Annotated in this window: 18 protein-coding genes and 1 pseudogene; 8 read left to right on the top strand and 11 right to left on the bottom strand. The window is 72.8% G+C overall.

Annotated elements, in window-relative coordinates:
• Positions 1–15: 15 nt before the first annotated feature.
• The 3 genes and pseudogenes from Z164_RS0108035 to Z164_RS23315 form a co-directional block, all read right to left on the bottom strand.
• Positions 16–3102, bottom strand: a complete 3087-nt coding sequence (locus tag Z164_RS0108035) for an efflux RND transporter permease subunit (protein ID WP_024890192.1) — start codon at positions 3100–3102, stop codon at positions 16–18.
• Positions 3099–6584, bottom strand: a complete 3486-nt coding sequence (locus Z164_RS0108030; protein ID WP_024890191.1) for an efflux RND transporter permease subunit — start codon at positions 6582–6584, stop codon at positions 3099–3101. Before Z164_RS0108030 ends, Z164_RS0108035 begins: the two co-directional genes overlap by 4 nt.
• Before the next feature lie 48 nt (positions 6585–6632).
• A pseudogene (locus Z164_RS23315) lies at positions 6633–7553 on the bottom strand (efflux RND transporter periplasmic adaptor subunit); the annotation flags it as partial.
• Positions 7554–7913: 360 nt separating this feature from the next.
• Between Z164_RS23315 and Z164_RS0108025 the strand changes: the two are divergent.
• Both Z164_RS0108025 and Z164_RS0108020 read left to right on the top strand, forming a co-directional pair.
• On the top strand, positions 7914–8261 hold the full coding sequence (locus tag Z164_RS0108025) for a c-type cytochrome (protein WP_024890190.1): 348 nt from the start codon (positions 7914–7916) through the stop codon (positions 8259–8261).
• Positions 8262–8269: 8 nt separating this feature from the next.
• Positions 8270–8701 carry a c-type cytochrome gene (locus Z164_RS0108020; protein WP_081770120.1) on the top strand — a complete coding sequence of 144 codons (432 nt, stop codon included), beginning with the start codon at positions 8270–8272 and terminating at the stop codon, positions 8699–8701.
• 178 nt (positions 8702–8879) lie between these two features.
• On the opposite strand, the gene Z164_RS22775 is transcribed toward Z164_RS0108020, so the two are convergent.
• On the bottom strand, positions 8880–10490 hold the full coding sequence (locus Z164_RS22775; RefSeq protein WP_024890188.1) for a hypothetical protein: 1611 nt from the start codon (positions 10488–10490) through the stop codon (positions 8880–8882).
• A gap of 16 nt (positions 10491–10506) precedes the next feature.
• Positions 10507–11100 carry an NfuA family Fe-S biogenesis protein gene (locus tag Z164_RS0108010; protein WP_024890187.1) on the bottom strand — a complete coding sequence of 198 codons (594 nt, stop codon included), beginning with the start codon at positions 11098–11100 and terminating at the stop codon, positions 10507–10509.
• 92 nt (positions 11101–11192) lie between these two features.
• Here Z164_RS0108010 and Z164_RS0108005 point away from each other — a divergent pair, with 92 nt between their 5' ends.
• The 3 genes from Z164_RS0108005 (at position 11193) to Z164_RS0107995 (ending at position 13208) form a co-directional block, all read left to right on the top strand.
• Positions 11193–11534, top strand: coding sequence for a 4a-hydroxytetrahydrobiopterin dehydratase (locus Z164_RS0108005; RefSeq protein ID WP_024890186.1), 342 nt, complete (start codon positions 11193–11195; stop codon positions 11532–11534).
• On the top strand, positions 11518–12459 hold the full coding sequence (locus tag Z164_RS0108000) for a DUF6624 domain-containing protein (protein WP_024890185.1): 942 nt from the start codon (positions 11518–11520) through the stop codon (positions 12457–12459). Before Z164_RS0108005 ends, Z164_RS0108000 begins: the two co-directional genes overlap by 17 nt.
• 86 nt (positions 12460–12545) lie before the next feature.
• Positions 12546–13208, top strand: a complete 663-nt coding sequence (locus Z164_RS0107995; protein WP_024890184.1) for a hypothetical protein — start codon at positions 12546–12548, stop codon at positions 13206–13208.
• Positions 13209–13317: 109 nt separating this feature from the next.
• On the opposite strand, the gene Z164_RS20220 is transcribed toward Z164_RS0107995, so the two are convergent.
• Positions 13318–13755, bottom strand: coding sequence for a hypothetical protein (locus tag Z164_RS20220; protein ID WP_152540890.1), 438 nt, complete (start codon positions 13753–13755; stop codon positions 13318–13320).
• Between the two features lie 150 nt (positions 13756–13905).
• Between Z164_RS20220 and Z164_RS0107985 the strand changes: the two genes are divergently transcribed.
• Complete coding sequence (locus tag Z164_RS0107985; protein ID WP_024890182.1) at positions 13906–15210, top strand: short-chain fatty acid transporter; 1305 nt, start codon at positions 13906–13908, stop codon at positions 15208–15210.
• Between the two features lie 61 nt (positions 15211–15271).
• Positions 15272–17098: a DUF885 domain-containing protein gene (locus Z164_RS0107980; protein WP_024890181.1), complete on the top strand. Its 1827-nt coding sequence runs from the start codon at positions 15272–15274 to the stop codon at positions 17096–17098.
• Between the two features lie 7 nt (positions 17099–17105).
• Here the strand turns inward: Z164_RS0107980 and Z164_RS0107975 are convergent, their stop codons facing one another.
• From Z164_RS0107975 to Z164_RS0107960, 4 genes are all read right to left on the bottom strand, one after another.
• The gene (locus Z164_RS0107975; RefSeq protein WP_236621776.1) at positions 17106–18026 is read right to left on the bottom strand and encodes an NAD(P)-dependent oxidoreductase; all 921 of its coding nucleotides are present in this window, start codon (positions 18024–18026) and stop codon (positions 17106–17108) included.
• Positions 18027–18041: 15 nt separating this feature from the next.
• The gene (locus Z164_RS0107970) at positions 18042–18764 is read right to left on the bottom strand and encodes an SDR family NAD(P)-dependent oxidoreductase (RefSeq protein ID WP_024890179.1); all 723 of its coding nucleotides are present in this window, start codon (positions 18762–18764) and stop codon (positions 18042–18044) included.
• Between the two features lie 198 nt (positions 18765–18962).
• Positions 18963–19889, bottom strand: a complete 927-nt coding sequence (locus Z164_RS0107965; RefSeq protein ID WP_201769581.1) for a LysR substrate-binding domain-containing protein — start codon at positions 19887–19889, stop codon at positions 18963–18965.
• Positions 19890–19911: 22 nt separating this feature from the next.
• Positions 19912–22032, bottom strand: a complete 2121-nt coding sequence (locus tag Z164_RS0107960) for a M13 family metallopeptidase (protein WP_024890177.1) — start codon at positions 22030–22032, stop codon at positions 19912–19914.
• Positions 22033–22155: 123 nt separating this feature from the next.
• On the opposite strand from Z164_RS0107960, the gene Z164_RS0107955 reads away from it, so the two are divergent.
• A complete protein-coding gene (locus Z164_RS0107955) occupies positions 22156–22584 on the top strand; it encodes a VOC family protein (RefSeq protein WP_024890176.1) in 429 nt (142 codons plus the stop codon).
• 323 nt (positions 22585–22907) lie between these two features.
• Here the strand turns inward: Z164_RS0107955 and Z164_RS0107950 are convergent, their stop codons facing one another.
• Positions 22908–24704 carry a tetratricopeptide repeat-containing diguanylate cyclase gene (locus tag Z164_RS0107950; protein WP_152540889.1) on the bottom strand — a complete coding sequence of 599 codons (1797 nt, stop codon included), beginning with the start codon at positions 24702–24704 and terminating at the stop codon, positions 22908–22910.
• Positions 24705–24755 lie beyond the last annotated feature (51 nt).

The raw sequence follows: 24755 nt of genomic DNA, 5'->3' as shown, positions 1-24755 counted from the left end.
GCCGGGCGGCGGCGCTCAAGGCGCCGCCGCCGGCAGCGGCTCGCCGCGGCGCCGGCGCGCGCGCCGCAGCAGTCGCTTGCTGCCGTTGGCCAGGTCGTCGAGCAGCGCGTAGATGGTGGGCAGGAACAGCAGGCTGACCACCGTCGAGAACGCCAGCCCGCCGGCCACCGCGCGCGCCATCGGCGAGTACGCCAGCCCGCCCAGCACCACCGTGTCGCTGAGCGAGATCGGGATCATCGCCAGGATCGCGGTGCCCATGGTCATCAGGATCGGCCGCAGGCGCTCGCGGCTGCCCTCCACCAGCGCATCGGTCCGGCTCATGCCGCGCCGGCGCAGGTTGTTGATGTGCTCCACCATCACGATGCCGTTGTTGACCACCACGCCCATCAGCACCAGCACGCCGATGAAGGCCATCACCGTGATCGAGGTGCCGGTGAGCCAGAACAGCCAGAACACGCCGAAGATCGAGAACAGCACGCAGCTCATGATCGCGGCCGGGAACAGCAGCGATTCGAACACCGCGGCCATCACCACGTAGATCATCAGCAGCGCGATCAGCAGGTTGAACATCATCTGCTGGCTGGCCTGCTGGTCCTGCTCGAAGCCGCTGCCGGAGAAGCTGAAGCCGTAGCCCGGCGGGAAGGCCATCGCCTGCAGGGCCTGCTCCATCGCCTCGCGGGCCTCGGGCATGGTGGTGGCGCCCTCCAGGTTGGCCTGGATGGTCAGCGTGGTCTGGCGGTCGGTCCGGCTGATCCGGTTGGCGCTGGGCACCACCGACACGTCCACCATGCTCAGCAGCGGCACCGTGCGGCCGTCGTCGGCGCGCACCATGAAGGTGGCGATGTCGGCCTCGGTGTAGCGCTCGGCGCCGGCGAAGCGGACCCAGACCGGCACCTCGGTCTCGCCGCGGCGGAAGTCGCGCAGCTGGGTGCCGCGCAAGGCCATGCCGACGAAGGTGGACACCTGCTCGGCGCTGAAGCCGTAGGCGGCGGCGCGCTCGCGGTCCACGCGCACGGTCAGCTCCTGGTTGGTGTCGCCGGCGTCCACCCGCACGTCGCGCAACTCCGGGCGGCTCTCCAGCACGGGCACGATGTCCGCGGCCAGCTCGCGCAGCATCTGCGCCGAATCGCCGACCAGCAGCACCTGCACGTTCTGCCCGCCCATGCCGCCGCCCTGGTCGCCGCCGCTGCCGCGCACGCCGATTTCGGCGCGGGCCGACTTCGGCAGCTCGCGGCTGATCAGGTCGCTCTTCTCGCGCAGGTCGACCTTGCCGTCGCCGAAGGTGGCCACGGTGCCGGAGTCGCCCTGTTCGCCGAACCACGAATAGATCTGGGTGATGCCCAGCCGTTCGCGGTTCTCGTCGAGATAGCGCTCCACCCGCGCCACTTCCTGCGAGCGCTGCTCGTTGTTGTAGCTGCCCTTCCACTGGTAGTAGACGGTGATCTCGTTGCCGCCGTCGCCGCCGCCGAACATGTCGAACTTGGCGAGCTTCATCGGCACCAGGCTGGCGGCGATCACCGCCAGGATGCCGGCGACGGCCCAGCCGCGGTGTTCCAGCGTCCAGCGCAGCAGCCGCGCGTAGCGGCGCTGCATCCGCGGGATCAGCCCGTCCGGCCGCGCCACCGCCGCCGGCGTCCTCATCCGCGCCGACAGCATCGGGATCAGGCTCACCGCGACCAGCCAGGAGGCCAGCAGCGAGACCGAGATCGTGACCGCGATCTGGGCCATGAAGATGCTGATGTCGTTGGTCTCGCCCAGCAGGTTGGGCAGGAACACGATGCAGTGGCACAGCGTGCCGGCCGACAGCGCGATGGCGACGTTGCGGGTGCCCACGATCGAGGCGTAGGCCGGCCGGTCCGGGTGGCGCTCGCGCTCCTGGTAGATGCTCTCGACCACCACCACCGCGTTGTCCACCAGCATGCCGACCGCCAGCAGCAAGCCCATCAGGCTCAGCACGTTGAGGGTCACGCCGAAGAAGTGCATGAAGCCCAGCGTCATCACGAAGCAGATCGGGATCGCGAGGGTCACCATCAGCGTGGACGGCCAGTGGCGCAGGAAGAAAAACAGCACCACGATCGACAGCACCAGCCCGATGGCGCCGGCCTCGGCCAGTTCCAGCAGCGAACCGGTGACCTCCTCGCCCATGTTCTGGATGATCTTGACGTCGATCCCCTCCAGTCCCGGCTCGCTGCGCGCGCGGTCGATCTCGGCCAGCGCCTCGCGCGAGACCTCGACCAGGTTGGCGTCGCGCTCCTTGTAGATGTCCAGGCCCACGGCGGTGCGTCCATCGAGGCGGCGCCCGTAGTCCATCCGCGCCGGGCGCAGCCGCACTTCGGCCACGTCGCCCAGGCGCAGGCCGCGCTCGTCGACCGGCAGCTGCCGCAGTTCCTCCAGGTCGACGATCTCGCCCACCGGCTGCACGCGCAGGCGGCGGCCGCCGTCCTCGATGAGGCCGGCGGAGACCGAGAAGTTCGCCGCCTGCAGGCGCTGGCCGAGCGCGTTGAGCGCCAGCCCGTGCGCGGTGAGCCGGTCGGGATCGATCGCGATCTCGACCTCGTTGGGCGGCGCGCCGCTGACCTCCACCCGCGCCACCCCGGGCACGCGTTCCACCCGCCGCTTGAGCTGGCGGTCGATCAGGTCGTAGGCGCCGGTCAGGTCGGTGTCGCCGGCCAGGCGCACGCGCAGCACCGGCTCGTCGGCGGTGGACCACTTGTGGACGAAGTAGCGGCGGAAGTCGTCCGGCAGTTCGTCGCGGATGGCGTCGATGCGCTCGCGCGCCTCCGAGGCGGTGATCGCGATGTCGCGGTCCCAGTCGGAGAACTCCATGAAGATGTCGGCGCCCTCCGAGGTCGCCCGCGCCCGCATCCGCTTGATGCCGGTCATGGTGGCCAGCGCCTCCTCGGCCGGCCGCAGCACGTTGCGCTCGACTTCCTCGGGCGTCGAGCCGGTGTAGGGCATCTGCACGTACAGGAACGGCGCCGACACGTCCGGCAGCGCCTCCAGCGGCAGCCGGAACGAGGCGATCAGCCCGATCGCGAACAGCGACACGAACAGCATCACCGTGGTGACCGGCCGCCGCAGGCTGAGTTCGGCGATGCTCATGCCGGCTCGGCCCCCGGCTCGGCATCGGCGATCGCCCCACGCGCGCGCTCGCCGCGGGCGCGGTACCAGGCATCGCCGCGGCGGTCCATCAGGTCGTAGACCACCGGGATCACCAGCAGCGTGAGCACGGTGGAGACGACGACGCCGCCGATCACCGTGATCGCCATCGGCGAGCGCACCTCCGCACCCTCGCCGAGGGCCAGCGCCAGCGGCATGAAGCCGAACACCGTGCACAGCGTGGTCATCGCGATCGGGCGCAGGCGCGAGCGCGCGCCCTCCACCATCGCCTCGCGCTTGGGCACGCCGGCCTCGCGCAGCTGGTTGACCTTGTCGATCAGGATGATCGCGTTCTTGACCACCAGTCCGACCAGCAGGATCAGGCCGATGAACACCACCACCGAGATGGTGTGGCCGGTGACCAGCAGCGCCAGCACCGCGCCGACCAGCGCCAGCGGGATGGTGAACAGGATCACGAACGGATGCAGCAGCGATTCGAACTGCGAGGCCATCACCAGGTAGACCAGGAACACCGCCAGCGCGAACGCGAACAGCAGCGAGCCCAGCGATTCCGACAGTTCCTCGCCCTGGCCGCCGATGTGCATCGAGACGCCGGCGCCGAGCGGCTCGGCGGCGACCATCGCCCGCACCTCGTCCACGGCCGCGCCGAGGTCGATCCCGCGCAGGTTGGACGACACCACCGCCACGCGCACCTGGTCGGCGCGGTGGATCTCGGCCGGGCCGGTGGTGGCCAGCACCTCGGCCACCGCCGACAGCCGCACCGGGCGCGCGGCCTCGGGATTGACGATCAGGTTGCGGATCGCCTCCACGGAGTCGCGCTCGCCCTCGCGGGCGCGCACCAGCACGTCGATCTTGCGGTCGCGGAAGTTGTAGCGGGTGGCGACCTCGCCGCGCACCGAGCGCACCACGGCATCGGCGATCTGCCGCGTGGTCAGCCCCAGCGCGCCGGCGCGGGCCTGGTCGAACACGATGCGGATCTCCGGCGCGCCCTGCTCCACCGTGGACTTGACGTCGGCATAGTGGGGATTGGCGCGCAGCAGCGCGGCCATCTTCTGGCCGGCCGCGGCGAGGCCGTCCAGGTCCTGCCCGCGCAGCTCGATCTCCAGCGGCGTGGAGAAGCTGAAGAGCGCCGGCCGGCTGAAATCGACCTGCGCCCCCGGATAGGCGCGCATGGTCCCGCGCAGCGCGTCGGTCAGCCGCGCCTCGAGCTCGCGGCTGCCGCCCTCGGCCATGACCACGGTCAGCTTGGCGACGTTCTCGCCGCTCTCGGTCGGGTTGGCGTCCAGCCGCGTGCCGCTGCCGCTGTAGCCGAACAGCGCCGCGATGCCGTCGTCGCCGTCGTGGGCCGCCTGCACCTCGCGCAGCACACGATCGGTCTCGCGCAGCGGCGTGCCCGGCGGCAGCTTGACCGTCATCTCGAAGCGGTCCTGGGCCAGCTGCGGGATCAGGTCCGTGCCCAGCAGCGGCACCACCGCCAGGCTGGCGGCGAACGCCGCCGCCGATACGCCCAGCACCGCCCAGGGCCTGGCCATCGCGCCCGGCAGCAGGCGCAGGTAGGCGCGCTCCGCGGCTTCGTAGGGCGCCATCGCCAGGTCGCTGGCCTTGCGCATGACCGGCGACAGCAGCGCCGCGGCCCCCCGCCACAGGCGCACGAAGAACCAGGCCACGGCGAAGCAGGCCCCGCGCGCCAGCGCGCCGATGCCGCGCCCGGTCGCCGCCAGCGGCCGCTGCCAGCGCGCCTCCGGCCGCCACTGCGGATGCGGCGCCTCGTCCGGGAACTGCATCGGCGAGCGCGCCTTGAGCGCGCTCAGCATCGGGATCAGGGTCATCGACACCGCCAGCGAGATGCCGACCGCCAGCGCCACCGTGATCGCCTGGTCGCGGAACAGCTGCCCGGCGATGCCCTCGACGAACACCAGCGGCAGGAACACCGCGATCAGGGTCAGGGTGGAGGCGACCACCGCCATGCCGACCTCGCGGGTGCCCTCGATGGCCGCCTCGAGCACGCCCAGCCCGCGCTCGCGCGCCTTGGCGATGCTCTCCAGCACCACGATCGAATCGTCCACCACCAGCCCGGTGGCCAGCGCCAGGCCGCTCAGCGACATCACGTTGAGGCTCAGCCCCAGCTGGTCCATGAAGAAGAACGTGGCCACGATCGACACCGGCAGCGACAGGCCGACCACGAAGGTGCTCCAGCCGCTGCGCAGGAACAGGAAGATGATCAGGATCGCCAGGGTGCCGCCCAGCACCGCGTCGAACTTGACGTCGGCGATCGCGGCGCGGATGAACTTGGCCTGGTCGTCCACCACGGTCAGCTCGATGCCCGCCGGCACCTCCTTGCGCAGCTGTTCCAGGCGCGCGTGCACGGCGTCGGCGGTGGCGACGGTATTGGCGTCGCCTTCCTTGTAGATCGCCAGTTCCACCGCTTCGCGGCCGCCGAGGCGGATGATCGATTCGCGCTCGCGGTAGCCCTGCCGCACCTCGGCCACGTCGCCCAGGCGCACCGGGCGGCCGTCGGCCACCGTGCGGCCGCTGGAACCGCCGGCGCTCTGCGCCTGCATCGCCGCCGCCAGCACCGCGGCATCGCCCGAGGCCGCGGCGATGCGTGCCACTTCCTCCGCCCCGCTGCCGGAGGTCGCGGCGGCGGACTGCGTGGCCACCAGCATGCCGCGGATCTCCTCCACGCTGGCGAACTGGTTGACCGTGCGCACCAGGTAGCGCTGGGTGCCCTCCTCCAGGCGGCCGCCGGAGAGGTTGACGTTCTCCTGCTTCAGGCGCTGGATCACGTTGTCGATCGGCAGCCCGATGCGCGCCAGCTGCTGGGTGTCCAGCTCGACCTGGATCTCGTCCTCGAGTCCGCCGCCCACGCGCACCGCGGCCACGCCCGGCACCGGCTCCAGCTTCTTCTTGAGATCGTCGTCGGCGTAGCGGCGCAGCTCGGTGAGCTGGCGGACCGGATCGCCGTCGCCGGCGGCCGACAGCGCCACGCGCAGGATCGGCTCGGTGGACGGGTTGAAGCGCAGCAGCACCGGCGGCTCGACCTCGAGCGGCAGCTGCAGCGTCTCCAGCTTGTCGCGCACCTCCAGGCTGGCCTGGTCCATGTCGGTGCCCCAGGCGAACTCCAGCACCACGTCGCTCTGGCCGGTGCGCGAGACCGATTTCAGCTTGCGCAGCCCCTTGACCACGCCCAGCGCTTCCTCGACCGGCTCGCTGACCAGGGTCTCGATCTCGGCCGGCGCGGCGCCGGTGTACTCGGTGCGCACGGTGAGCGTGGGATAGCTGAGGTCGGGCAGCAGGTTGACCTTGAGATTGCCCAGCCCCAGCAGGCCGAACAGCAGCAGGCTCACCGTCACCATCGCCACGGTCACCCGCCGCCGGGTGGAGAACTCGATCACCCCGCCCCGCGCGCGCGGGGCCGGGCCGGCGCCCGCGGGGGCGCCGGCGCGTGCGTCGGGCGCGCTCATCGCGGCGCGCCGCTGCTGCCGTCGGCGGCGCCGGCGGCGGGCGCGCGCCAGGCCGTCGCGCACCTCGACCAGGTTGCCGTCCACGTAGCCCAGCTCCACCGGCGTGCGCACCGCCTTGCCCTCGCGCACCACGTACACCGCCGGCGCGCCCTCGTCGTCGAGCAGCGCCAGGCGCGGGATCGTCAGCGCGTCGGCGCGCTGGTCGTAGTCGATGCGGATGCGGCCGAACATGCCCGGCTGCAGGGCCTCGCCGGCGAAGGCGCAGATGACCCGGAAGGTGCCGCTGCCGGCATCCACCACCGGCGCGACCCGATCGACCACGCCGTTGAACTCGCGCCCGGGCAGCGCGTCCACCTGCAACCGCACCGGCTGGCCCTGCCGCAGCGTGGCCAGCTCGCGCTCGGGCACGTTGAGGGTGGCCTCCAGGCGCGAGTTGTCGACGATGCGCAGGATCGGGGTGTTGATCTGGACGAAGTTGCCGGTCTTGATCGAACGCGAGGCGATCACGCCCGAAATCGGCGCGGTCACGTTGGTGTAGGAGAGTTCGAGCTGCGCCAGGCGGTAGGCGGCGCGGGCGTTCTCCAGATCGTAGCGGAGCTGGTCGTGGTCGCCGGCGCTGATCAGTTGCTGCGCGGCCAGCCGGTCGGAACGGTTGAAGTTGTTCTCCAGCTTGCGCATCTGCGCCTCGATCTGGGCCAGATTGAGCCGTGCGCGGTCCGGATCCAGCCGCACCAGGGTCTGCCCGGCGCGCACCACGTCGCCTTCCTCCACCAGCACCTCCAGCGCCACCCCGGAGGTCTTGGCGACGACCTGCGACTCGGCCTGCGCTTCCAGCGGCGCGGTGCCCGTATAGCTGGCGGCGATGGCGCGGCGCGTCGCCTCGGCCGTTTCCACCGGCACCGCGGCCGCGGCGGCGTCGGCCGCCGGCGCGGCGTCGCCCGCGGCCCCCCGGCCGCACCCGGCCGTCATCGCCAGCACGATCGCCGCGCCCAACACGGGCAGCGCGCGCCGCCCCCAGCCCTTGTCTCGATACGACGGCATGCCCCAGCGTCTCCGGTCGGTGTTATTGGTGTGGTAGTTAGGTATATCACCAGGCCGCGAGGGCGCCATCCGCCGAAGGTCATGGTGACCGGTGGCGCTCCGACAGACGCCGCGCAGGGCGCGCGCACCCGGCGCGCCCGCGCCCGATCGGGCACCCCGCCAGGCGCCTTGGGAAGCGCGTCGAACGCAGGCTATACTGCCTCGATTGCGCGTCGGCGCCACCTCGGAAGCCACGCGCGGCCAGTCATCGCCAAGCGACATCAGCCAACAGGACTGCGGAACAACATGATGCGACCGCTGCAACTCGCCGCCTGTCTCGCCTTCGCCGCGGCCCCGTCCGCCGCGTTCGCGCAGCAACCCGCTTCCGCGCCCGACGCCGGCAGCGCCGACCTCGAGAACGGCCGCATGCTGACCTACACCTGTCAGGGCTGCCACGGCATCGCCAACTACAAGAACGCGTATCCGAACTACCGGGTCCCGAAGATCGGCGGACAGTCCGCGGCGTATCTGGTCAACGCGCTCACCGAGTACCGCAACGGCACCCGCCAGCACCCGACCATGGAAGCGCAGGCCCGCAGCTTCTCCGACCAGGACATCGCCGACATCGCGGCGTTCCTGTCCAGCCTGCAGAAGTGAGCCGCGCCATGATCGATACCCGTCGCCTCGTCCTGTCCAGCTTCGTCCTGTCCTGCGCGTTCCTGGCCGCCTGCTCCGGCGGCGCCGAAGGCGAGCAGGTCGCCGAGAACCGCTCCTCGTCCGCCGGGCTGCCGAAGGGCCGCGTCGTGGAGGGCGAGCAGCGCGCCAACGTGAAGGGCCAGGCCACCGGCCAGTCCTGCATCGACTGCCACGGCCCGGACGGCAACGACCCGCTCGACGACACCTATCCGAAGCTCGGCGGGCAGTACGCCGACTACCTCGCCCACGCGCTGCAGCAGTATCGCGCCGGCAAGCGCGAGAACGCGCTGATGGCCAACCAGGCGACGGACCTGACCGACCAGGAGATCGCCGACCTGGCCGCCTACTTCGGCTCGCGGCCGGCGCTGATCGTCGACCTGCAGGGCGCGCACGCGCGCTGACCACCCGCTCCGGGCGATGCCCGGAGAAAACGCCCTGAAGGAACGGAGCCGCCAGGCTCCGTTCCGCATTGGGCGCGGCGAATCCGCATGCCTTCGGTCCGCAGCGCCGGAGGGCGATGCAGGCGGCGGCGCGATCGCGCGGTTCGCCTCCTCGCATCGGCCCGCGCGGGCCGCCCGCTCAGTCGCCGTCGTCCTCCTGCAGCTCCGGCTTCCAGGGCACGTCCGGCGGCGGCCGGGCTTCGGCCTCCACGTCCTGCTTGTTCGGATCGGTGATCACGCAACCGCCGGCGAATGCCAGCATCATGACGTCGCAGCGGATCGACTTGCTGGTGCCGGGGATCGGGATCAGCACGGTGCGGATGCTGCGGCGCGCCCATTCCTCCAACAGGCTCTCGTGCGGCACCCAGAACGGGTCGAGGCTGGTGGGCTCGTAGTCGGACGGCGGTCGCTTGAGCCAGGTGCCCATGCGATCGATCTTCTCGTAGTCCTCGGTGATCGTGCCCGGCGGCAGGCCGCCGCCGACGCGCGCGCCGGCTTCCGGCGGCAACTGCGGGCGGCCGTCGCGATTGAACAGGGCCGAGCGGCCGGCCTGGCCGCCCGGCCGGTTCCGCGCCGCCTCGCCCCAGTCGTCGGCCGCGCGCGGCGTCGGCGCGGCACCGGGCGGTGCCGCCGGCGCGGGGCCGGCACCGGCGGCCGTGGCCGCGGGGCCGGCGCCTTCGGCAGCGGCCGGTGCCGGTGCGGCCGCCCCGGGCTCCACCGTCGAGGACGCGGGCGCGCCCGCGTCGGCGACGGCCGCGGGCGCGGCGCCCGCATCGCGTTCGGGCTGGCGCACCGGGATCTCGCGCACGCGCGCCGGCGGCGCATCGCGCTGCACCACCGGCGCCCGCGGCACGGGCACGCTCACTTCGGGCAGGGTCACCTCGCGCGGCGGCGAGACGATCTCGCGTTCGGCCAGTTCCACCGCCGGTTGCGGCACGACCGGCGCGACCGGGCGCGGCTGCAGGCTCGGCGATGCCGGCCGCACCAGCACCGGCGGCGGCCGCTCGGCGATCTCCCGCAAGCGCGGCCGCACCTCGCGCGTCTCGGGCGCCGGCGCCGCCAGCGGGATCTCCGGCGGCGGCACCACGAACGGGCCGTCGGGCACCGGGGTCTCGGTGACCGCCAGCGGCTGCTCCGGCTGCACGGGCGCGACCGGCTCGGGCGCGGCGACAGGCTCCGGCTCGGGCGGCTGCGACACCGTCGCCGGTGCCGGTGCCGGCGGCACGGCCGGCGGCGGCGTGGCCGGCGCGGGCTCGGCCTCCGGCTCCGCGGCGGCCTCGCCGGAGGGCGCGCCGCCGCCGGCATCCTCGGGCGTGCCCTCGCCGATCCAGGTCACCTCCACTGCGGCGTCCGGGCCGGCCTGCGTCGGCGCGCGGTACGGCGGCACCACCATCAGCCAGGCCAGGGCCAGCAGGAACAGCAGGTGCAGCGCGCCGGAACCCACCGAGGACACGGCGCGCAGGCTGCGCTCGTCGCGACGAGCCGGTTCCCACTGCTGTCGCCACAGCGACGCGAACGCGCGCCAGCGGTCGGCGGGTACCTCGCCCGGCGGCGGCGGCGCCGGCTCGCGCGCGGCCAGCCGCGCGACGATCTCGGCGGCGGGCGCGCCGACCACGCGGCCCGGCCGTGCCGGCAGCGCATCGAACCAGGCCTGCCAGCCGGGCGGGAAAGCGCCTACCGGCGCCTGCGGGCGGATCGAGCGAGGGTGGCGCCTGTGGAGCGCGGCGATCAGTTCGGCGGAGGTGAACACTCGCGCCGCGGTCCGCTCAGGCGACGTCGCGTGGGACGTAGGGCGCCGCGCCGGTGTCGTGGTCGGTGGCGTCGCGCACCGCGGTCACGCCGGGCACCTTCTCCAGCAACGTCTTCTCGATGCCCTGCTTGAGGGTCACGTCGGCCATGCCGCAACCATGGCAGCCGCCGCCGAAGCGCAGCACCACCACGCCCTCGCCGCTGACCTCCACCACCGAAACGTGGCCGCCGTGGCGGGCGAGCTGCGGATTGATCTCGTGCTCCACCAGCCAGCGCACCCGCTCCACCAGAGAAGCCGACTCCGCCGGCGCCTCGCCCTTGATGCGCGGCGCGCGGATCTGCAGCTGGCCGCCGGTCGCCTGGGTGGCGTAGTCGATCTCCGCGCCGTCGAGCCAGCGCACGCTGTCGGCCTCCAGCCACAGGGTGAAGCCCTCGCAGTCCACCGCCCATTCGTCGCCGCGCAGGTCGCCCGGCTCGGCGAACTCCAGGCGCACGTCCGCGCGCGTGGTTCCGGGGTGCACGGCCGACAGGCGCACGCCGAGGCCCGGCAGCGCCTCGCGCTCGATCAGCTTGCGGAAATGCGCCTGCGCGCGCTCTGAGATCTGGATCATCGTCGTATTCTAGCCCCCTGGATCACGCCATCGGGCCGCGGCGGGCCCCGCCCGGGCCGCCGTTGTCCCTCTGTTCGGAGTCGAATGCCGCCATGACCGATCTCGTCCCGCTCTCCCAGGCCCATTGCGTCCCGCGCAAGGGCAGCGAGCACCGGCTCACCGAAGCCCGCATCCGCGAACTCCTGCCCGACGTCCCCGCCTGGGAACTGGCGGAAAACGGCCATGCGCTGGTGCGCACGTTCCGCTTTCCCGACTACTACCGCACGATGGCGTTCGTGAACGCGCTGGCCTTCATGGCCCACCGCGAGGACCACCACCCGGACCTCGGCGTGCACTACGACCGCTGCGTGGTCCGCTACTCCACCCACGACGTCGGCGGCCTGTCCGAGAACGACTTCATCTGCGCCGCACGGGCGGATGCGCTGGCGGTCTGAACGCGACATCCGGCGGCGCGCGGCGGCGTTCGCGCTCGGCGCGCTCGCGGCGTGCGCCGGCACCGCCGCCGCGCAGGACGCGGGGTTTGCGGCCGCGATCGGCGCGCGCGAGCGCGGCGACATGGACGCTTGCGGCCGCCTCGTGCTGGACGCGGAAGAGCGCGACGAGCCCCTGCCGCCGAACGGCGAACTGATGGGCGCGGACTGCCTGGCCGCGGCGGGCCGCCTCGACGAGGCGATGGCGCTGATCGATCGCCACCTCGCCTCCGGCCGCATCGACATCGACCAGTTGCGCGAGCGCGACAGCGCCGGGCTCGCGGCGCTGCGCGCGCATGCCGGCTGGCCGGCGCTGGACGCGCGCGCGCAGGACGCGGCGCAGGCGCTGGAAGCGCGGCTCGACGCGCCGTTGCGCGCCGCGCTGCGGGAACGCGCGCAGCGCGACCAGGCGGCGCGCCAGGCGGTCGTGCAGGCTCAGGACGAGCCCGACCGCCGCGCCGCGCTGGACGCGATGGCCGCGATCGACCGCGACAACACCGCCTGGCTGCGCGGAATCCTGGCCGAAGACGGCTGGCCGGGCGCCGCCCGCGTCGGCCCGGACGGCCTCCGCGCCGCCTGGCTGATCGTGCAGCACGCTGACGCGGATCCCGGCTTCCAGCGCGAGGCGCTCTCGGCGATGGAGCGCGCCGCGCCCGCCGACCGCCCCGATCCCGCCAGTCTGGCGATGCTGACCGACCGCGTCCTGCTGGCCGAGGGCCGCCCGCAGCGCTACGGCAGCCAGTTCGAAACCGGCGAGGACGGCACGATGCGGCTGCGTCCGGTCGAGGACGCGGCCGGGCTCGACGCGCGGCGGCGCGCGGTCGGCCTGCCGCCGATGGCCGACTACCGCCGGATGCTGTCGGAGACCTACGGCGTGCCCGTCGAATGACCGCCGTGCGGGTTGCGGCCGGCGGATTCACCATCGCGCCACCCGTACACGCGCAGGCTGCCGGCAGTCCAGCCTGCGGAGCCGCCATGTTTCCCCACGATCCCGTGCCCGCTCCCGCCGCGGCGCGCGCAGCCCGCGTCCGTGGCGCCGGCCTCGCGCTGCTCGCCTTGCTGATCGCGGGCTGCGAGCGCACGCCCGTCCCGCCCGGCCCGGATGCAGCGCCGGCCGAGTCCGCTGCGCCGCCGGCCGTCGCGCCCGCGTCCGCGCGAGCCGCCGACGACGACTTGGCGCTGCTGGCGGGCGCCGAGATCCGGGTGCCCGGCGACGGCCAGCCCGACGTGCCGCTGACGCTGCGCGAGGGCCGTGGCGACTACGCGATCGGCGACGAGCGCGGACAGGCGGCGCTGGAAGGCGTGCTCGGCAGCGTCGAGACCACTGACGGACGCGACCTGTTCGCCGGTCTGTCGGTGATCCGCGGCGGCAGCGGCAACTGGCGCTACGTGGCGCTGTTCCACGTCGGCCCGGATGGGCGAGCGCGGCACGCCGACTCGCGCTTCGTCGGCGACCGGGTCCGCTTGCAGCGCGTGGAGGCCGACGGCGCCATCGACGGCACGCGCTACGACGCGGTCCTGCACTACCTGGACCGGGCCCCGGACGAGCCGATGGCGGCGGCACCGACGGTCCCGGCGACGCTGCCCTTGCGCGTCGAGCACCACCGCTTCGCCGACGACGTCGCCGCGACGCGATAGGCAGGCGCACGCGACCCCGCCGCGCGGAGACTGGCAGCGGCGTCGCGCCTGTTCTCTCGAGGCCCTGCGTGGAGGCCACGCACGCGCTTACGAGGCGCCGGACGCCCGGCTAGACCCCGGGCTCGCCGGGCTGCGGCATCGAGGCCGGCCGCGCGCAACCGCGGTACGGGCCGCGCCCGTCGACGACCAGTTCGCCGGACAGCGGGAACCGCGCGCCCGACATGTCGTCCTCGCAGGCGGCGGCGCGCACGCGCACATCGACGCTGCCGGCCGCATCGCGAGCGCTCACCTCGCGCACCCCGCCGACGATTTCCGAGCGCGCCACCGGCAGGCGCCGCTCCTCGATGTCCACGCCGGCCAGCACCAGCGTGTCGCCCTCCACGCGGGCCTGGAAGAACGGCTCGTTGGTGGAGACGACGATCTCCGCGGGGACACCGTCTTCCACGGCCGCGGGCGGCGCCGGCGCGTCGTCTTGCGGGGGGCGCGGGGCCTCGCCGCAAGCGGCGAGCAGCAATGCCAGGGACAGGGCCACGAGGTGGGTGCGCATCGCGATCTCCATTGGCGGACTGGCCCGATGCTCGCGAGCCCGGGGTGAATCGCCGGCGAACGCGGCGGCGCGGACCTCGACCATGGTCCAGCAGCCGTCGCCGCCGTACGGCGGTATGGTGCCAGGCTTTTGCCGGCCCCGGAGACCGCAATGTTCCAACGCGCCACCCGCCTGTCCGTTCGCCTGGTCGAGCGCTACCTGCCCGATGCCTACGTCTTCGTGCTGATCTTCACCGCCCTGGCCGCCGCGGCGGCGCTCGCGGTCGAGCGCACGCCGCCGCTGGAGCTCGTCCGCTACTGGGGCAACGGCTTCTGGGAACTGCTGGGCTTCTCGATGCAGATGCTGCTGGTGCTGGTGACCGGCTTCATCCTCGCGCGCACGCCGCCGGTCGCGCGCATGCTCGCCGCGATGGCCTCGCGCTGCCGCACGCCGCGCAACGCCATCGTCGTGGTCACCCTGGTGGCGATGCTCGCCAACTGGATCAACTGGGGCTTCGGCCTGGTGATCGGCGCGCTGTTCGCGCGCGAGGTCGCGCGCCACGTGCGGGTGGACTACCGCCTGCTGGTGGCCAGCGCCTACTCGGGCTTCCTGGTCTGGCATGGCGGGCTGTCGGGCTCGATCCCGCTGACGATCGCCACCGAAGGCCACTTCCTGCAGGACGCGATGGGGCTGATCCCGACCAGCGAAACGATCTTCGCGCCGTTCAACCTGCTCATCCTCGCCCTGCTGGCGATCGCGGTGCCGCTCATCAACCGCGCGATGACCCCGCCAGACCGCGACGCGGTGGTGTTCACGCCGCCGGAGGATCCGGCGCCGCCGACGCTCGATCGCGACGCCACGCCCGCGGTGCGGCTGGAGCACGGCTGGCTCCTGTCGGTGGCCATCGGCGCGGCCGGCCTGGTCTACCTGGTCGATCACTTCGCCGGCGGCGGCGGCCTCAACCTCAACATTGTCAACTACGGCTTCCTGATGCTGGGCATCGTGCTGCACCGCACGCCCGCGCGCCTGCTGGCCGCGCTGCAGGAGGCGATCAAGGGCGGCGCCGGCATCGTGGTCCAGTTTCCCTTCTATGCCGGGATCATGGCGATCCTGGTCGGCTCGGGGCTGGCGACGACGCTGTCGGAGTGGTTCGTCTCCTTCGCCAGCGCCTCGACGCTGCCGCTGTGGACGTTCCTCTCGGCGGGCCTGATCAACATGTTCGTGCCCTCCGGCGGCGGCCAGTGGGCGGTGCAGGCGCCGGTGATGATCCCCGCTGCGCAGGCGCTCGATGCCGACCTCGCGCGGGTGGCGATGGCGGTGGCCTGGGGCGATGCGTGGACCAGCATGCTGCAGCCGTTCTTCGCGCTGCCGCTGCTGGCCATCGCCGGCCTCAAGATCAAGGACATCATGGGCTACTGCCTGATGCTGCTGATCGCCGCCGGCTTCATCATCGGCGCGGTGCTGCTGTTCTTCTGAGCCGCGCCGCAGGCTTGCGTAGAATCGCCGGCGCCCCCCGCGTTCCGCACCAGGAGTTTCCGTGTCCCTTCGCGCCCGCCTCGCCCCGCTGGGCCTCGCCCTCGCCATCGCCCTGGCCGCCCCGGCCTGCTCGCCGCCCGCGCCGGGCGCGCAGCCCGCCGCGCCGGCGGCGCAGGCGCCCGCGCCGGCCCCGGTCTCGGCGTTCTTCCAGGCCTACACCGACGAGTGGATGCGGCGCCAGCCGTCCGCCGCCACCGCCAGCCGCTACTTCGACGGCGAGCTTCAGGCCGAGATGGACCGCCAGCTCACCCCGCTCACCCCGGCCTTCCGCAAGGAGACCGTGGCCCTGGCCGAACGCGGCCTGGCCGAGCTGGCCGGCTTCGACCGCGCCGCCATGAGCGACACCGAGCGCGTCTCCGCCGAGCTGATGGAATGGCAGCTGCGCACGCTCGTCGAGGGCGATCGCTACGACGACTACGCGTTCCCGCTCAACCAGTTCGGCGGCGCCAACGTCGCCCTGCCGAACCTGCTGACCGTGGTGCATCCCCTCGACAGCGCGCAGGACGCCGAGCACTACCTGGCCCGCCTCGGCCTGTTCGAGGCGCGCATGGGCGAGGCGGTGGAGCGCGCGCACGAACTGGCCGCTCGCGGCGTGCTGCCGCCGCGCTTCATCCTGGAGGCCACGATCGCGCAGATGCGCCAGTTCGTCTCGGCGCCGCCGGAACGCAACCCGCTGGTGACCACGTTCGCCGAACGCCTGGAGGGCATCGACGGGTTGGACGCGGCCGCGCGCGAATCGCGGGTGGCCAGCGCCGCGCGCCTGGTGCGCGACGGCGTCTACCCGGCGTGGCAGCGCGCCATCGCGGAGCTGGAATCGCAGCTGCCGGACGCCACCGACGACGCCGGCCTGTGGCGCTTCGAGGACGGCGCCGAGGCCTACGCCTTCCAGCTGCGCCGCTACACCTCCACCGGGCTGAGCGCCGAGGAGATCCACGAGATCGGGCTGCGCGAGGTCGCGCGCATCGAGGCCGAGATGGACGCCATCCTGCGCTCGCTGGGCCGCCGCGAGGGCAGCGTCGAGGCGCGGTTGGCGCGGCTGCGCGAGGACCTGGCCTACCCGGACGACGCCGCCGGCCGCCAGGCGATCATGGCCGACATCGAGACCCTGATGCGCGACGCCGAGAAACGCAGCGAGGCGCTGTTCGACATCCGCCCGAAGACGCCGGTGATCGCCCGGCCCTACCCGGAATACCGCTGGGCCAGCGCCGCGGCGAGCTACACCGCGCCGCCGCTGGACGGCTCGCGGCCGGGCGTGTACCAGATGCCGCTGCGCAAGGATCGCCTGACCCGCTTCGGCCTGCGCACCCTGGTCTACCACGAGACCGTGCCCGGCCACCATTTCCAGATCGCGTTGTCGGTGGAGAACCCGGCGCTGCCGAAGTTCCGCCAGACCCGCGCCTTCGGCGGCATCTCCGCCTTCAGCGAGGGCTGGGCGCTCTACGCCGAGCGGCTGGCGGCCGAGGAAGGCTGGTACGAAGGCGACCGCGAGGGCCTGCTGGGGCAGCTCGACGCCGAGCTGTTCCGCGCGCGGCGGCTGGTCGCCGACACCGGCCTGCACGCGATGCGCTGGACCCGCCAGCAGGCGATCGACTACGGCATCCCGCCCTCGGAAGTGGACCGCTACGTGGTGATGCCCGGCCAGGCCACCTCGTACAAGATCGGCCAGCTGGAGATCATCCGCCTGCGCGACAAGGCCCGCGACGCCCTGGGCGATGCCTACGACCCGCGCGAGTTCCACAACCGCGTGCTGCTGACCGGCACCGTGCCGCTGGAGCTGCTGGAGCGCGAGGTGGACGCCTACATCCACCAGGCGCGGGCGAGCGGCTGACCGGCGGTCAGGAGGCCGTACGCACGCGCTGCGTCGCGGCCTCCAGCGCGTGGACCACGGCGGCCATGTCGGCCTGTCCCAGGCCCAGCTCAAGCGCCTGCTCGAACAGGTCGTCGGCGGCATCGAGCAGTGGCGATGCCACCTGCCCGGCACGCGCCTGCTCCCCGATCAGGCGGGTATTCTTGCGCACGTCCGCGATCGCGGCCTGGGCCTGGAAGTCGCGCCGCAACAGCTTATCGAGCTTGGCCCGGGAGACCTCGCTGGCCATCGGCCCGGCATCGAGGATCGCGCGGAACGCGCCGAGGTCCAGCCCATGTCGCTCGGCGAAATGGGCGGCCTCCGCCAAGCCGGCGACCTGGGTGACCAGGTACAGGTTCACCGCCAGCTTCATTAGTGCGGCCGCAGGCACCGCGCCGCAGTCGAACGCGCTGCGGCACATCGGCGCCAGCAGCGGGCGCACCCGCGCGACCGCGGCCGCCTCGCCCGCCAGCATTGCCACCAGCCGGCCGGCCTCGGCGGGACCGCGCGAACCGGACACCGGCGCTTCCACGTAGGCGCCGCCGGCGGCGCGCACGTCCGCCTCCAGCGCGCGCGAATAGGCCGCCGACGTGGTGCCCATGTGCACCAGCGTGCGCCCGCCGACGCGCGCGGCGAAATCCACGCCGCGGCGGCGCCCGAGCACGGCATCGATGGCGTTTTCGTCGGCGAGCATCATCAGCACGATACCGGCCCCGGCGAACACCTCCGCCGGCGAGTCCGCGACCTCGGCGCCTGCCTCGCGCAGCGGCAGGGTCCGAGCCCGACTGCGGTTCCAGACCACCAGCGGCTGGCCCGCGCGCGCCAGATTGAGCGCCATCGCCTGCCCCATCAGGCCGAGCCCGAGGAAGCCAAGCCGCTGCGCGGGCATTGCGTTCGCGGCGACGGACACGATTCGGCCCGGCGCCTACAGCCCGCCGCCAACGCGCAGCACGGCGCCGGTCACGTAGGCGGCTTCGGGCGAACACAGCCACAGCACCGCCGGCGCGATCTCGTCCGGGCGGGCGGCGCGCCCCAGCGGAATGCGCCCGGCCGCGCGCTCGGCACGGTCGGGATCGCCGGCGGCGGCATGGATTCCGGTCGCGGTGGTGCCCGGGGCGACCGCGTTGACCCGGATGCCGGATGCCGCCACCTCCTTCGCCAGCCCGACCGTGAACGCCTCCACCGCCGCCTTCGAGGCCGCATAGTGGACGTACTCGTGCGCGGCACCCAGGGTCGCGGCGATCGAGGACAGGTTGACCACGCAACCGCCCTGCCCGCGCTCGCGCCAGCGCTTCAGTGCCGCCTGCGTGGCGGCCAGGGTGCCGAACACGTTGACCTCGAAGACGTACCGCACCTCGTCCAGCGATCGCGCCTCGAACGGTCCCAGCGGGCCGGTCACACCGGCGTTGTTGACCAGCGCGTCGAGCGGCCCGAGCGCGCGCTCGGCGCGTTCCACCAGTTCCTCGGCGGCGTTCGGATCGGCAGCGTCGGCGCGCCAGGCGAACAGACGCCGCCCGGCGTCGCTCGCCGCCGCTTCCAGCCCCTCGCCCTCGGCGTGGCGCCAGCTATAGGCGACGTCGTACCCGGCCGCGAGCGCGCCGCGCACGATCGCCGCGCCGATCCCGCGCGCGCCGCCGGTCACCAGCATCGTGCGTCTCGTGTCCGCCCTCGCGCCCATGCGTCCTCCCGTACTGTCCGGATGCCGACAGTAGAGCGCAGCCGCGCGCGCCCTTCAAACGAGTTTCAGGCATGCATCGCATGCGCCCGGCGCATGCGAACCGGCACCTTCGCCGCACCGCGACCGCCCGCTCCCCGCGAGGATCGCGACCGGCACCACCGCCCGCACTCAGTCCGCCGTCGCGGGAGGCGCCTGCGCGCGCAGCCAGTCGCGCACTCTCGCGACGACGGCCGGAACTTCGCCGCCCGCATCGAACAGCCAGTAGCCGTGCGCGCACCCCACCGGCACTTCCTCGGGCGTGAGCCGCACCAGTCCGCCCGCATCCAGCACGGCGCCGAGCAGGGGCAGGCGCCCGAGCGCGATGCCCTGACCGGCCAGCGCGGCCTGCACCAACTGGTCGTATCGGTTGAAACCGATCACGCGCGCCGCGGCGTCGGCCTCCAGGCCGCGACGCCGCAACCACGGGCCCCAGCGAAGCCAGGGCGCCCGCGCATCCTCGAACTCGAGCAGGCAGTGCCCGGCCAGCGCGGCCGCGCCCGGGAACGCGCGCAGGCCCAGCGCGGGGTGCGCGACAGGCGCCACCGCCTCCCCGAACAGGCGCACTGCGTGCGCCGGCGCGCGCTCGGCGGCGCAGTAGCGGATCGCGAGATCGATCTCCTCGCCGCGCAGATCCGCCACCACGCGATCGAGCGCGGCCAGGCGCACATCCGCCTCAGGCACTTCGCTGCCCAGCCGGCCGAGCAGCGGCAGCAGCCAGACGCCGGCCACGCCGGCGCTGGCGGTGATGGTCACGCGGCGATCGCCAGGATCTTCGCCTAGCGCCTGCATCGCGACCGCGATCTGCCGCAGCGCGGCATCGGCGCTGGCGTAGAGCGCCGAGCCGGCCGCGGTCAGCGCGATCCCGCGGTGGCGCCGCTCCAGCAGCGCGCAGCCCAGCGCGCGTTCGAGGGTGCGGACCTGTCGGCTCACCGCGGACTGGGTGAGGCACAGGTCCTCGGCCGCGCGCGTCACGCTCGAGCGCCGCGCGACCGCGACGAACCCGCGCAGCGCATCCAGATGCGAGAGAGCGAGCAGGTCGCGGCTGATGCGCTCCACGAGCGGCGCCGACGGGTCGGCTCTACCAGATGCGCACGCGATCCTCCGGCGCGATCCACAGCGGATCGCGCTCGGTGACCTCGAAGGCGTCGTACCAGGCGTCGATGTTGCGCAGCGGCGCGAAGGCGCGGATCTGACCCGGCGAGTGGGTGCCGTTGACCAGTTGCTGGCGCAGCGCGTCGTCGCGCCACAGCGTGCGCCACACCTGCGCCCAGCCCATGAACAGGCGCTGCTCGCCGCTGAAGCCGTCGATCTCGGGCGCCTGCGCGCCGCCGAGCGAGCGACGATAGGCCTCCAGCGCGATGGTCAGCCCGCCCAGGTCGCCGATGTTCTCGCCCATCGCCACACGCGCGTTGATGTGCATGCCCGGCAACTGCGGGAAGGTGTAGGCCTCGTACTGCGCGCCGAGCTTGGCGGCCTGGGCCTCGAACTTGGCCGCGTCCTCGGCCGTCCACCAGTCGCGCAGCACGCCGTGGCCGTCGGACTTGCGGCCCTGGTCGTCGAAGCCGTGCACGATCTCGTGGCCGATCACGCCGCCGATGGCGCCGTAGTTGACCGCCGGATCGGCCGCGGGGTCGAAGAACGGCGGCTGCAGGATCGCGGCCGGGAACACGATCTCGTTCTTGACCGAGGAGTAGTAGGCGTTGACCGTCTGCGGGGTCATGCCCCATTCGCCCTTGTCCACCGGCCGGCCGATGCGCTGGCGCCGGTAGTCCCAGTCGAAGCGCAGCGAGCGCTCGGCGTTGCCGAACAGGTCGCCGTTGACGATCTCCAGGCCGGAGTAGTCGCGCCAGGTCTCGGGATGGCCGATCTTGAGCCCGAAGTTCTCGAGCTTGGCCAGCGCCTCCGCGCGGGTTTCCGGCCCCATCCACTCCAGCGCCTGCAGCCGGGTGCGCATCGCCGCCTTCACGTTGGCGACCAGCTCGTCCATCTTGGCCTTGGCGTCGGCCGGGTAGTACAGCGCCACGTAGTCGCGCCCGATCGCCTCGCCCATCGCCTCCTCGGCGAAGGCCACGGCGCGCTTCCAGCGCTCGCGCTGCTCGGGCTGGCCGGACAGGAACTTCGAGCGGAATTCGAAATGCGCCTCGACGAAGTCGCTCGACAGCAGCGGCGCAGCGCTGTCGGCGGCGTGGAAGGCCTGCCAGGCCTGCAGCGTGGGCACGTCGGTCTGCGCGAAGATCTCGGCGAGCTTCGGGATCGCGGTGTCCTGCCGGACCACGGCGACCTGCGCCCGGTCGACGCCGGCCGCGGCGAAGAAGGCCGCCCACGGGAAGCCGGGCGCGCGCTCGGGGAACGCCGACAGCGCGAGCGGGTTGTAGGTCTTGCTGCGGTCGCGGCTCTGCGCGCGCGTCCAGTGCGCCTCGGCGATGCGGGTCTCCAGCGCCAGGATCGCCTCGGCCTGCGCGGCCGGCTGCGGCCAGCCGGCCAGTTCCAGCAGTTGCGCGACGTAGGCCCGGTAGCGCTCGCGCTGCGGCGCGAACTTCGGGTCCAGGTACATCTCGCGATCGCCCAGGCCCAGGCCCGACTGGCTCAGGTACAGCGCGTAGACGTCGGGACGGCGCTGGTCGTCGGACACGCTCAGGCCGAACAGGCTGCGGCCGAAGCCGCCGTAGCGCCCGCCCATCAGCGTCGCCAGCGCCTCGTGGTCGGCGGCGGCGCGGATGTCGGCCAGCAGCGGCTCCAGCGGCCGCGCGCCCAGCGCCTCCACCGCGGCCTCGTCCATGAACGCGGCGTACAGCGCCGCGATCTTCGGCGCATCGCCGCCGGTGGCAGGATCGCCGAGCGGATAGCTCTCCACCAGCTGGCGCACCCGCGCCTCGCTGAGGTCGCGCAGGATCATGAAGGCGCCGTAGCTGGACTTGTCGGCGGGAATCTCGGTCGTCGCCGCCCAGGTGCCGTTGACGTAGCCGAAGAAGTCCTCGCCCGGGCGCTTGCGGGTGTCCATGCCCGCGGTGTCGATGCCCCAGGTGCCGAAGCGCTGGGCCTGGATGGCGCCGCCGGCGCCGCCTGCGGTGCCGGCTTCGACGGGGAACAGCGCCTGCAGCGTGCAGGCCTCGTCCAGGCAATCGCGATCGTGCGCGGCCAGCGGCGCGGCAGCGCCGAGCGCCAGTGCGGTGGCGAGGGACAGCAGGGACTTCTTCAAGGCGGCACTCCAGGCGGTTTCGGTCGCGCGACAGCATAGCGTCCGCCACGCGCCGCCGACAGCCGCGCGCGTTCGCAGCGCCGAGGTGCTATACCGGATCGCCCCCCGACCTCAGGCGTGCTCATGGACACCGACGAAATCCACCGCGGCCGGCTGATCGACCACCTGCAGCTGGTCGTGCGCGACCTCGACGCCAGCCATCGCTTCTACGCCGCGGTACTGGACGCGCTGGGCCTGCCCATGGGCGGGACCGGCGACGGCTGGTTCTGGGCCGACGAGCTGTTCGTGACGAGCGCCGACAGCGCCGCCGCGCTGGGGCAGCTCACGGGACGCCATCACCTCGCGTTCCAGGCGCACGACCGCGCCAAGGTGGAGGCCTTCCACCGCGCCGCGATCGCCGCCGGCGGCACCGGCAATGGCGCGCCGGCAGAGCGCGCCTACCATCCCGGCTACTACGCCGCGTTCGTGCTCGATCCGGACGGCAACAACATCGAGGCCGTCTACCACGGCCCGTCGCAGCGCAGCGCGGAATCGATCCGGGTGACGTTCTAGGGTGCACCTGCAACGCCGGAGCCGTCCGTTGCCTGCGAGGCCGTACTGCCCCTTCTCCCGCAAGGGGGAAGCATGCTGTCCTTTCTCCTGCAAGCGGGAAGCATGCCGTCCCTTCTCCCGCAAGCGGGAAGCATGCCGTCCCTTCTCCCGCGAGCGGGAAGCATGCCGTCCCTTCTCCCGCGGGAAGGGAAAAACAGAGTGCCCCCGCTCGCGGAGGAAGGGAAAACAGAGTGCTCCCCGCTGCGGGGGAAGGAAAACACAGAACGCTCCCCGCTTGCCGGTGGAGAGGCGCGCGCTGGATGTCGATGCGGGCCAGAGGCCGCTCAGGACGCCAGCGCGCTGCGCGCCGGCGTGGGCCTCGGCTGATCGTCGGGATCGCCGGCGGCGAACCCGGCGACGGCAAGCACGCTGGCGCTGCCATCGGCTTGGTGCACACGGTTGCGCCCCGCGCGTTTGGCCGCGTACATGGCGCGGTCGGCGTGCGACAGCATCCGTTCCAGCCCGTAGCCCGAGAGGCAGGTGTCGGTGACGCCGAAACTGGCGCCGATCCGGAAGTCGTAGCCGGCGGATGTCGCATCGATCGCCGCCAGCCGCGCCAGCGCCTGCTCGGCGACCCGCCGGCCCGCGGCGGCGTCGCGGCCCACCATCAAGATGGCGAATTCCTCGCCCCCGATGCGAGCGATGAGATCGTCCGGGCCGCACAGGGCCTGGCAGGCGGCGGCGACCTGCTGCAGCGCCCAGTCGCCCGCGGCATGGCCGAAGCGGTCGTTGACCTGCTTGAAATGGTCCAGGTCGAAGGCCAGCAGCGCCGCGACGCGGCCCTCGCGCCGGCATTGCGCCAGCAGCCGCTCGGCCTCCTGGGTGAAGTGATGGCGATTGCCGACGCCGGTGAGCATGTCGGTCTCGGCCATGCGCTTCAGGCGCATCTGCAGGCGCTTGGTCTTGAGCGCCCAGTAGCCGATGCTCGCCAGCAACCCGGCCAGCAGCACCGCCAGCGCCAGCCACGCCCGCGCGCGCTGGCGGGCGACGCGTCGCTCGAGTTCGAGCAACGCGTTGCGCTGGTTCAGCAGCTCGATCTGCTGCGCCTGCTGCTGCGACTGGTGGCGCACGATCTGGTAGGCCATCTCGCGCGACTTGACGTCGCTGAAGTGCGCGCGGTCGGCCTCGGCGAACGCACGATATGCGGCCAGCGTCTCTTTCGGGTCAGCGCGCTCTTCCGCCAGCCGGTACAGCGTCCGAAACGCGATCACGAGCGGTTCCGCGCTGACCAGTGCCAGCGTCTGCGTTTGCGATACCGCCTGCTCCGCGTGCATCCTGGCAGCCTCGCGGTCCCCGGTCGCCATGCGGTATTCGGCCAGCAGGGCGTGATAATGGGCGATCAGCAGCGGATACCCCGTGTCCTCGACCGTCTGCAGATACTCCGCAAGGAGCTCGATCGCCTCCGACGTGCTGCCCTGCGCATGCAGCGCACGGGCCAGGTACGTCCGCGAGAACCCGGCCAGGATCGGCTCCTTCTGCGCATCGCAGTGACGAATCGCCCGCTCCGCCATCTCGCGATCGAAGCCGCCGCCTCTTCCCAGTTGCGATTCGAGCGACAGGTTTTCCGCGATGCAGCGGCTGCGTCCGTCAGGCCGATCCGCCAGGACTCTCGAAGCGAACTGCAACCCCAACCCGAATTCTCCGACCTGGTTGTAGACGATCCCCGCGCTGAGCTGCCCCCGATGCAGCACCTCCCGGCGGGCGACTTCGTCCTGGAGCGGGAGGATCCGATCCAATGTCGCCAGGGCTTTCTCGAATTGCCGGGTGATCGCGAAGACGTTGGCCAGCAGTCCTCCCGCCTCGAAGCGGGTCTCGCTGGACGCACCGCCGGACACGATCGGCTCCAACAGCGATATCGCGCCCTGGGGATCTCCACCGATGACCAACCGATGGGCGTGCAACAACCGAAGATGGGTCCGCTGAGCCGGCGTCGCGTACGCCGCGAGTTCATCCAGCCGGGCCAGCAATTCCCGGAACCTGCCAACGTCCGACGTCCGGACCGACACCGCCTCGTCGAGCAACGTATCGAAGGACGGATTCGCCACGGCGGTGGGCGCCAAGGCGAGCAACGTGACGAGCATGACACCGTGCCGGACCGATCTCATGGCGTGTGCTTCCTGCGCAGCGCATCC

Source organism: Luteimonas huabeiensis HB2 (genome assembly GCF_000559025.1).
In the GTDB taxonomy this organism is placed as follows: domain Bacteria; phylum Pseudomonadota; class Gammaproteobacteria; order Xanthomonadales; family Xanthomonadaceae; genus Luteimonas; species Luteimonas huabeiensis.
This window is presented reverse-complemented; position numbering and strand designations above follow the sequence as displayed.

Excerpts from the sequence above, each read along its gene's own strand:
- Z164_RS0108035 (WP_024890192.1), bottom strand. The coding sequence starts at position 3,102 with ATGAGCATCGCCGAACTCAGCCTGCGGCGGCCGGTCACCACGGTGATG.
- Z164_RS0108030 (WP_024890191.1), bottom strand. The coding sequence starts at position 6,584 with ATGAGCGCGCCCGACGCACGCGCCGGCGCCCCCGCGGGCGCCGGCCCG.
- Z164_RS0108025 (WP_024890190.1), top strand. The coding sequence starts at position 7,914 with ATGCGACCGCTGCAACTCGCCGCCTGTCTCGCCTTCGCCGCGGCCCCG.
- Z164_RS0108020 (WP_081770120.1), top strand. The coding sequence starts at position 8,270 with ATGATCGATACCCGTCGCCTCGTCCTGTCCAGCTTCGTCCTGTCCTGC.
- Z164_RS0108010 (WP_024890187.1), bottom strand. The coding sequence starts at position 11,100 with ATGATCCAGATCTCAGAGCGCGCGCAGGCGCATTTCCGCAAGCTGATC.
- Z164_RS0108005 (WP_024890186.1), top strand. The coding sequence starts at position 11,193 with ATGACCGATCTCGTCCCGCTCTCCCAGGCCCATTGCGTCCCGCGCAAG.
- Z164_RS0108000 (WP_024890185.1), top strand. The coding sequence starts at position 11,518 with ATGCGCTGGCGGTCTGAACGCGACATCCGGCGGCGCGCGGCGGCGTTC.
- Z164_RS0107995 (WP_024890184.1), top strand. The coding sequence starts at position 12,546 with ATGTTTCCCCACGATCCCGTGCCCGCTCCCGCCGCGGCGCGCGCAGCC.
- Z164_RS20220 (WP_152540890.1), bottom strand. The coding sequence starts at position 13,755 with ATGCGCACCCACCTCGTGGCCCTGTCCCTGGCATTGCTGCTCGCCGCT.
- Z164_RS0107985 (WP_024890182.1), top strand. The coding sequence starts at position 13,906 with ATGTTCCAACGCGCCACCCGCCTGTCCGTTCGCCTGGTCGAGCGCTAC.
- Z164_RS0107970 (WP_024890179.1), bottom strand. The coding sequence starts at position 18,764 with ATGCTGGTGACCGGCGGCGCGCGCGGGATCGGCGCGGCGATCGTGCGC.
- Z164_RS0107955 (WP_024890176.1), top strand. The coding sequence starts at position 22,156 with ATGGACACCGACGAAATCCACCGCGGCCGGCTGATCGACCACCTGCAG.
- Z164_RS0107950 (WP_152540889.1), bottom strand. The coding sequence starts at position 24,704 with ATGCTCGTCACGTTGCTCGCCTTGGCGCCCACCGCCGTGGCGAATCCG.